This window comes from Mycobacterium sp. UM_Kg1 (assembly GCF_000972925.1).
Classification (GTDB): domain Bacteria; phylum Actinomycetota; class Actinomycetes; order Mycobacteriales; family Mycobacteriaceae; genus Mycobacterium; species Mycobacterium hiberniae.
This window is the reverse complement of record NZ_JRMK01000151.1, coordinates 1-8,356: the sequence shown is the minus strand read 5'-3', so window position 1 is coordinate 8,356 and position 8,356 is coordinate 1. Positions and strand designations below refer to the sequence as shown.

The window sequence follows — 8,356 nt, the reverse complement described above, 5'->3', positions numbered from 1 at the left end:
ATTGCCACTGAGGCCTTGGCAGCCATGAAAGCTCCTCTATTCGAATCTATTCGAAAACCAGCCGGACCGAACCCAGCCCGGAAAACTCGCTGTACTGTCCGCCGATCCGCGCCGGTCGGAATGTCATCGTCTACTCACCGGACATCACGTGCCGCATGGTGATCCCGCTGATTCACCAGCGAGAGAATCCGCTGATGTGACTCGACAACGACATGGGCGCGATCAGGTGCACTGTTAGCCACCGCGGTCGGTAGGTTTCCTCCGGCGACATAGACCGGACCGTCAGCCAGGTGCGCAAGGCCCTCGAGGGCAACGTCGGCCGGCTCATTGACGATCATTCCGGGAACATCGAAATTGAGACCGACGCGCTCCATCGCCGGTGTCCGGGTCACGCCCAGCACCAACTCCAATACGTCGACATTGCGGTCCCGAAGTTCCAACCAGAGGCTTTCGGCGAACATCCTGGAGAATGCCTTGGCTCCGGCGTAGACGGTGTGCCGCCAAGCTCCCATGTATCCGGCGAGCGATCCGACGAGCATGATTCCGCCGCGCTGCCGATCCGACATCGCCCGACCGTAATGTTGGACCAACTCGAGCATTCGGGTCACGTTCAGGTCGATGACCTTGTTTAATGTGGTCAGCGGCGCCTCCAAGAACGGCTCGTTACAGGTGCTCGCGCCCGCGTTGTAGATCAACAGCCCGACTTCGAGTTCTGCGGTGGCCGTTACGATCTGTTCAACCGCCGTGCCGTCGAGAAGATCGATCGACAGTGCCCGCACCTCGACGCCCGATGCTCGACAACGTTGCGCGGTCTGGGCCAGTGGGCCCGGTCTGCGGGCGATGAGCACCAAGTTGAATCCGTCCTCGGCGAGAAGTCGGGCGAACTCCGCCCCCACTCCCTCAGAGCCTCCGGCGATCACCGCCCACGGGCCGTATCTGCTCACGTCTGGCATATTCATCTCCCCTGTCGCTGGGTGGCGCCGGCGTCCACCGGAAGGGCGACCGCCGTGATGTCGCGGGCCTCGTCAGACCCCAGGAACAGGCACGCATTGGCCACGTCCACCGGCTCCACCCAACCGATGTCAAGCATGTTCATTGCCTGGGCCACCTCGGCGAACTCGTCCCGCGTCGGCGGCCGTCGCAGGTCGGGGCGAAAGGCGCTCCGCACGTCATCGTTCTGAATGAGTGGCGTGTCGACATTCGTCGGGTGCACTGTATTGACCCGAACGCGGTGCGGCGCGAGCTCGTTGGCGAGGCTGCGCATCAGGCCGACCAATCCGTGTTTGGCAGCGCTGTAATGGGCGACGCCCGGCAGTCCTCGCAGCCCCGCGATGGAACTCACCAGCACCATGGCGCCGCCGCCGCGTTCGATCAGATGGGGTGCGCTGACCTGGCAGGTGTGGAAAACCCCGGTCAGATTGACATCCAGCATCGTCCGCCAGACTTGTTCGGCCAGGTCTACCGCTGATCCCCGGGAGGTGATTCCCGCCGTAGCGCAGACGATATCGAGACCGTCGTGTTCGCTGACAGCAGCATCTACCGCAGCACCCAGCGCCTGCCTGTCGCGGACATCTGCCACCGCCGTCGTCATCCGGCCACCCGCCGCGCGTACCAGACGGGCGGTCTGTTCCAGGTCCGCCCGGGTGGCGTGCGGCACCCGGACCGTATCGATCGGACCACACAGATCGATACCGATGATCTCGGCACCCTCCTGGGCAAAGCGCACCGCCTGCGCGCGCCCGATTCCGCGGGCCGCGCCGGTGATCAGCGCGACTTTTCCGGCCAGCCGAGGAATCGTCATGTCTTCTGGGTCATTCCGGCGTCGACTACCAGTTGGGCCCCGGTGATGTAGCGGGCGTCGTCGGAAGCCAGGAACACCGACGCGTTGGCGACGTCATACGGCTGCACCCACGGCACACCCAGGAGATTGCGCGCTGCGAGAACTTTGATCGCGTCCGCTTCGGTCGGATTGTCGAGGTCAGGGCAGAGTCGCCGGTAGGTCGCTTCGTTGCGGACCATGGGGGTGGCCACCGCTCCGGGGTGCACGGTGTTCACCCGGATTCCGCGCGGTCCCAGTTCGTTGGCGAGGGTGCGGGCCAGACCCACCGCGGCATGCTTGCTGGCGGTGTAGTGCGCCGTATCGCCAGGGCCGCGAATTCCACTGGTGGAATTGATGATCACGATCGAGGCGCCCTGACGCAGGTGGGGCGCGGCAGCCTTGACCGTATGCCACACGCCGGTGAGGTTGATGTCGAGCGCGTCCTGCCAGACCTCGCCGGGCAGCTCCCACACCGGAGCTCCGGGGGCGTGGACTCCGGCATTGGCGATCACGATGTCCAGGCCGCCCAGCGCTGTCACGCCGGCACCGACGGCGACCGACAGCGAACCGAGATCCCGGACATCGGCGATGCCGGTGAAGCATCTGCGGTCCTTGTCGGCCAGTATCGTCGCCATGATCGACAGATCGTCTGCCGCGCTGGATCGGTCGATGGCGATGATGTCTGCACCGGCCTGCGCCAGCTGCTCACAGTGCGCACGCCCCGTACCGCGCGCGGCGCCGGTGACCACGGCGACTTTGCCGGCGAGGTTCGGCATCAGGATGCCTTGATCAGGGTGAATCCCTTGTACCCTGCGTCGGCGACCTCGGCGCAGATATCGAGGTAGGTGGCGAAGCCGCCGATGAAGAGCATGAACACGCGGGGCTTTCCGGGCACGTTGGCCCCCACATACCAAGAGTTCGCCTTGGGGAAAAGGGTGGCGTCGGCCAGCCGATTGCATTCCGCGACCCAGGCGTCGACGGCAGCCGGGGTGGCCTCGATAGCGGCGTAGCCATGCTGGTCCAGATAGGCGATGGCCGCGGAGATCCACTGGATGTGCGCCTCGGCGTGCAGCACCATATTGGCCAGCACTGCCGGTGCGCCGGGACCGGATACCAAGAACAGATTGGGGAATCCGTCGACCCCGAGCCCGAGGTAGGTGCGAGGACCCTGTGACCAATCATCGGCCAGCTTCTGCCCGCCCCGACCGACGATATCGATCTTGGCCAGCGTGCCGGTCATGGCGTCGAAACCGGTCGCCAAGACGATGGCGTCGAGGTCGTAGTGCATCTCAGACGTCGCGATGCCCGATTCGTCGATCGCCTCGATCGGGGTCTTGCGAACACTGACCAGAGTGACGTTGGGGCGATTGAACGTTTGAAAATAGTTGGTGTCGGTACAGATCCGCTTCGTGCCGATCGGATGGTCTGTGGGGATCAGCAGTTCGGCGACTTCGGGGTCGTCGATCACGGCGCGAATCTTGCCTTCGTAGAACTTTCGAGCCTCCTCGTTGGCCTCGATGTCGATCATCTGGTCAGCGAAGGTCTTGGAGAACAACACCCCGCCCAGCTGCCAGCGTTCCTCGAAGGCCGCACGGCGCTCTTCGAGCGTGGCCTGCATGGTCAGCTTCGGATGTGGCACATGCGGCGCCCCACCGCCACTGCGCCAAGACATCTGGCGCCGTTCGTCGTAGGTGGCCTTGGCGTGAGCGATCTCCTCGGCGGTCAACGGACGGTTGCCCGCGGGCACGCTGTAGTTCGGGCTGCGCTGGAAGACGACCAGCTGTGCGGCCTGCTCGGCGATGATCGGAATCGATTGCACACCCGAAGAACCGGTCCCGATCACCCCGACCCGCTTTCCGGTGAAGTCCACGTCTTCGTGCGGCCAGTGCGCGGTGTGATAGATCTCACCGCCGAAGGTCTGCAGTCCCGGAATGTCCGGAGTCAACGGTGAGGACAGCGGCCCGGTGGCCATCACCACGAAGCGCCCGACGACGGTTTCTCCGGTGTCGGTCGCGATCATCCATCGCATCGTGTCCTCGTCGAGAACAGCCGATACCACCCTGGTGTTGAAGGTGATTTCCTGCCGCAGATCCAGCTTGTCGGCTACCCAGTTGATGTAGGCGAGGATCTCGGACTGGGTGGCGTACTTCTCTGTCCAGGTCCACTCCTGCTGCAGCTCATCGGAGAACGAGTAGCAGTAGTCCAGGCTCTCGACATCGCAGCGCGCTCCCGGGTACCGATTGAAGTACCAGGTTCCTCCGACCTCGGGTGCCGTTTCGAAGACGCGAACCGACAGCCCCTGTTGGCGGAACTTGTGCAGGGCATACAGGCCACCGAACCCGGCACCCACCACGATGACGTCGACATTGCTTTCGGTCGCGCTGTTCACGGCGGCCACCGTAGGCAGTCACCGAGCGTTCCGGTGCCGACACTTCCCGGTCAACGGGCATCGGGAAATTTCTCCCGGCCACCGGTGAGGGCATCCGGCGGAAGTCGCGCGCCCCCTCACAATGTCGGCCATGACCGATGCAGAATCTGCCGAACGAGCCGGGGGCGGCACACGCGCCGTGGCACTGACCGTCACAGCCGTCATCGAGGAGAGTTACGACGCGAAGTCGGTGGTGCTGGCGATTCCCGACGAGCACCGTGCCCGATTCGCCTACCGGCCGGGACAGTTCCTGACGATGCGCGTACCGAGCGACCTGACCGGGTCGGCCGCCCGCTGCTACTCGCTGGCAAGTTCTCCGCACACCGATGATACGCACAAGGTCACGGTCAAGCGGACGAACGGCGGCTATGTGTCGAACTGGCTGTGCGACAACGTTTCCGTTGGCGACACGATCGATGCCCTCCCGCCGTCGGGGCAGTTCACACCCGCGGACCTGGACGCGGACTTTCTGCTATGGGCAGCAGGCAGCGGCATCACCCCGGTGATGTCGATTCTCAAGTCGGCGCTGGCTGCGGGCACCGGACGGGTGGTGCTGTGCTACGCCAACCGTGACGAGCGTTCGGTCATCTTCGCCGCCGAGTTGCGAGAACTGGCTGCGCGGTATGCCGGCCGGCTCACAGTTCTGCACTGGCTCGAGTCGATCCAGGGTCTGCCCACTCGCGCCCAGTTGGGCGGCTTCGCCCGGATGTTCACCAGCTACCAGTCCTTCGTATGCGGCCCCGAGCCGTTCATGGCGGTGGTGAAAGAGGCGTTGGGCGAGGCCGGCGTGCCACGCGCCAACATCCACCTCGAAGTGTTCCAGTCGCTCACCGGTGATCCCTTTGCCGAAGTCGCGATCGAGGACGTCGCCGGCGACGTGGGGGCTGCCGATGCGGAGGTCAGCATCGACGGGCAGACCCATCACCTCTGCTGGCCCAAGTCCCGCAACCTGGTTGACGTGATGCTCAGCCAGGGGATTGACGTTCCGTTCTCCTGCCGGGAGGGCAACTGCGGCTCGTGTGCGGCAACGGTGCTCGACGGGCAGGTCGATGTGGGCAATGCCGCGATCCTCGAACCCGAAGACATCGCCGAGGGGTTGTTCCTGGCCTGCCAGGCACGCCCGCTGTCGAGCAGGCTGAAAGTCGAGTTTTGATGTCGACGGTGAATGTCGTCCGCTCACCGGGACGAGGTCGGCAACCGCGCACTCGTCGCGTCCACCATCGTTGCCATGACTAAACGGGTGATCGACCGCGTCGCGGAGTTGGCCGACCAGCTGCGCGGGCAAGCCGAAGAAGCCGAGAAGATCGGCAAGCTGACCGACAACACAGTCAAGTCGATGAAGGAGATCGGCAGCATTCGGCTGTTGCAGTCGAAGAAGCACGGCGGGCTGGAGGGGCACCCACGTGAGTTCGCCGAAACGGTGATGGCGACCGCCGCGCTGGATCCGTCCGCGGGGTGGATCAACGGTGTGGTCGGCGTTCACCCCTACCAGCTCGCCTACGCCGATCCTCGCGTCGGCGACGAGATCTGGGCCGACGACGTCGACACCTGGGTGGCTTCGCCCTACGCTCCGCAAGGCGTCGCCAAGCCGGTTGACGGTGGTTACCTCTTCAACGGCCGTTGGCAGTTCAGTTCCGGCACCGACCACTGTGACTGGATCATTCTGGGCGCCATGATCGGTGATTCCGAGGGCAAGCCGTTGATGCCCCCGCAGATGCTGCACATGATCCTGCCGCGCAAGGACTACCAGATCGTCGAGGACTCCTGGGACGTCGTGGGATTGCGCGGCACCGGCTCCAAGGACGTCATCGTCTCCGATGCCTTCGTGCCGAGCTACCGCACGATGAACGCGTTGGAAGTGATGGACGGCACCGCCCAACGGGAGGCCGGGATGACCGAGCCGCTCTATCTGATGCCGTGGTCGACGATGTTCCCGCTCGGCATCTCTTCGGCGACCATCGGCATCGCCGAAGGTGCGTTGGCCGCCGCGCTGGATTACCAGCGCTCGCGGGTCAACTCCAGCGGTGTGGCGATCAAAGACGACCCCTACGTGATGTTCGCGATCGGCGAAGCCGCTGCCGACATCAACGCCGCTCGCCAGGAACTACTGGCCAACGCCGACCGGATTTATGACATGGTCGACGCCGGCAAGGAGGTCTCGTTCGAGGATCGAGCGGCCGGTCGGCGCACCCAGATTCGCGCGGTATGGCGTGCCGTCTCCGCGGTCGACGAACTGTTCGCCCGGTGTGGCGGCAATGCGACACGGATGGACAAGCCACTGCAGCGATACTGGCGTGATGTTCACGTCGGACAGGTACACGCCATCCATGCCCCGGGAACGGTCTATCACGCCTCAGCGCTGAGTTCGCTCGGCGTGGACCCGCAGGGTCCCCTGCGGGCGATGATCTAGGGGGCGACCTGTGAGCCCGATCAAGAGCCTCGGTTACGTGACGGTACAAGCCACCGACATCGAGAGGTGGCGCCACTTCGCCTTCGGCGTACTGGGTTTCGCCCGGGGCAGCGGACCCGATCCGGATTCGCTGTACCTGCGGATGGACGAACGCGCCGCCCGGGTCGTGGTGTCCCCGGGCGAAACCGACAAGATCGTGACCGTCGGCTGGGAAGTGCGTGACCATGCAGAGCTGCAGACGCTCGCGCAGACGCTCGAGGCCGCCGGCGTCCCGTACAGGCAACTGTCGCTGGCCGAAGCAGACGCCCGCCGTGTCGAAGCGGTCATCGCGTTCGAAGACCCGGCCGGCACTTCGCTGGAAGTCTTTCACGGACCGGTACTCGATCACACCCCGATCATCACGCCGTTCGGCGCACGATTCGTGACGGGCGACCAGGGCCTCGGACATGTGGTGCTGCCCGCCCTCGATGTCGAGGGCTCGGCTCAGTTCTACACCGAGGTTTTGGGATTCAAGTCACGCGGCGCCTTCCGAGTGCCCGTGCCGCCCGAGTTCGGACCGGTACGCGTGCGCTTCCTGGGTATCAACGAGCGTCATCACAGCCTGGCGCTGTGCCCCGCGGCGACGCTGCGCGACCCCGGGCTGATCCACCTCATGGTCGAAGTCGACAGCCTCGACAGCGTCGGCCAGGCGCTTGACCGCGTCGCCAAGGACGGCTTCCAACTGTCTTCCACACTGGGTCGGCACACCAACGACAAGATGGTGTCGTTCTACGTCCGCGCACCTGGGGATTGGGACATCGAGTTCGGCACCGACGGCATGCGGGTCGACGACACCTACTACACCGCCGAAGAGATCACGGCAGACAGCTACTGGGGCCACCAGTGGGTGGACGACCTGCCTGCGGCGATGCGCCCCTGATCTCTGACTTCACTCCCCGGCCCGCCGGCGCCGGATTCATGGTGATGAAGCCGCTGGCAGACACCGCCGCCGAAGCGCCGGCGCGCGGTGGTATCGGCCACCCGGCTTCGCCTACAACGAGGCGATAGCGGGGCACTGGGCGCCGACCGTGCCCACCTGGACGCCACCGACGTGGCCACATTTGTCGATCCGGAGCACCCGGGCGTCGACACGATCGTCGACCTGGAATCTCTGACGCGGGCGGCTGCTTCGACCGGCCGACGGGGCTCGGCGCGCTCTGCGCCTGACGAACAGCCGCGCCACGCTGACGAGCTACTAGTTTGCCGGCGCGCACCTAAGCCCAGGCCTGTCGCGTCAATCCGGATTGCTGACTGGGCCCCTGGCGTGGTGGATCGCGGATGTGCGCGCACACCAATTCAGCCGGAAGTGTGACAGCAGCAACATCGATGTGATAGGCATATGCCCATTAGTCATATGCCTATTAGGACTATGTCCGGGAGGATCCATCAATGCCCGCGTCAGCCGCATTGCCCATGACCGCCGCCAAGGATGCGCCGAACGAAACCCCCAGCGCCGTCATCGACCGGGTATCCCTGGTCCTCGACGCGTTCGACGGGCCCGGCCGCCTGACACTGGCGCAGATCGTGCGCCGGACCGGGCTCCCCCGATCGTCGGCGCATCGCATGCTCGAGCGTCTGGTACAGCTGCGCTGGCTGCGCCGCAGCGGCCGGGACTACGAACTGGGCATGCGCCTCGTCGAGCTGGGATCCCTGGCGGTAC

The 8,356-nt window shown here is 65.0% G+C and carries 8 protein-coding genes; 4 read left to right on the top strand and 4 right to left on the bottom strand.

Translation table 11 applies throughout. The features are described from left to right. Nucleotides 1–134: 134 nt before the first annotated feature. From LI92_RS17870 to LI92_RS17855, 4 genes are read right to left on the bottom strand one after another with little or no spacing between them, the layout of a single operon-like run. On the bottom strand, nt 135–953 hold the full coding sequence (locus LI92_RS17870; RefSeq protein WP_046321255.1) for an SDR family NAD(P)-dependent oxidoreductase: 819 nt from the start codon (nt 951–953) through the stop codon (nt 135–137). Nucleotides 954–955: 2 nt separating this feature from the next. Next, on the bottom strand, nt 956–1,801 hold the full coding sequence (locus LI92_RS17865; protein WP_082109790.1) for a mycofactocin-coupled SDR family oxidoreductase: 846 nt from the start codon (nt 1,799–1,801) through the stop codon (nt 956–958). Next, nucleotides 1,798–2,595, bottom strand: coding sequence for a mycofactocin-coupled SDR family oxidoreductase (locus LI92_RS17860; protein WP_046321253.1), 798 nt, complete (start codon nt 2,593–2,595; stop codon nt 1,798–1,800). The genes LI92_RS17865 and LI92_RS17860 overlap by 4 nt, the downstream gene beginning before the upstream one ends. After that, nucleotides 2,595–4,217 (bottom strand): flavin-containing monooxygenase, encoded by a 1,623-nt coding sequence (locus tag LI92_RS17855; protein ID WP_046321252.1) that lies wholly within the window; start codon nt 4,215–4,217, stop codon nt 2,595–2,597. The genes LI92_RS17860 and LI92_RS17855 overlap by 1 nt, the downstream gene beginning before the upstream one ends. 121 nt (nt 4,218–4,338) lie before the next feature. Here LI92_RS17855 and LI92_RS17850 point away from each other — a divergent pair, with 121 nt between their 5' ends. The 4 genes from LI92_RS17850 to LI92_RS17835 all read left to right on the top strand — a co-directional run. Continuing rightward, a complete protein-coding gene (locus LI92_RS17850) occupies nt 4,339–5,400 on the top strand; it encodes a ferredoxin--NADP reductase (protein ID WP_046321259.1) in 1,062 nt (353 codons plus the stop codon). 75 nt (nt 5,401–5,475) lie between these two features. Then, on the top strand, nt 5,476–6,657 hold the full coding sequence (locus tag LI92_RS17845) for an acyl-CoA dehydrogenase family protein (RefSeq protein ID WP_046321257.1): 1,182 nt from the start codon (nt 5,476–5,478) through the stop codon (nt 6,655–6,657). Nucleotides 6,658–6,667: 10 nt separating this feature from the next. Continuing rightward, the gene (gene bphC / locus LI92_RS17840; RefSeq protein WP_046321249.1) at nt 6,668–7,576 is read left to right on the top strand and encodes a biphenyl-2,3-diol 1,2-dioxygenase; all 909 of its coding nucleotides are present in this window, start codon (nt 6,668–6,670) and stop codon (nt 7,574–7,576) included. Between the two features lie 509 nt (nt 7,577–8,085). Next, on the top strand, nt 8,086–8,356 hold a 271-nt coding region (locus LI92_RS17835; protein WP_286135177.1), incomplete at its 3' end, for a helix-turn-helix domain-containing protein.

Excerpts from the sequence above, each read along its gene's own strand:
- LI92_RS17870 (WP_046321255.1), bottom strand. The coding sequence starts at position 953 with ATGCCAGACGTGAGCAGATACGGCCCGTGGGCGGTGATCGCCGGAGGC.
- LI92_RS17850 (WP_046321259.1), top strand. The coding sequence starts at position 4,339 with ATGACCGATGCAGAATCTGCCGAACGAGCCGGGGGCGGCACACGCGCC.
- LI92_RS17860 (WP_046321253.1), bottom strand. The coding sequence starts at position 2,595 with ATGCCGAACCTCGCCGGCAAAGTCGCCGTGGTCACCGGCGCCGCGCGC.
- LI92_RS17845 (WP_046321257.1), top strand. The coding sequence starts at position 5,476 with ATGACTAAACGGGTGATCGACCGCGTCGCGGAGTTGGCCGACCAGCTG.
- LI92_RS17865 (WP_082109790.1), bottom strand. The coding sequence starts at position 1,801 with ATGACGATTCCTCGGCTGGCCGGAAAAGTCGCGCTGATCACCGGCGCG.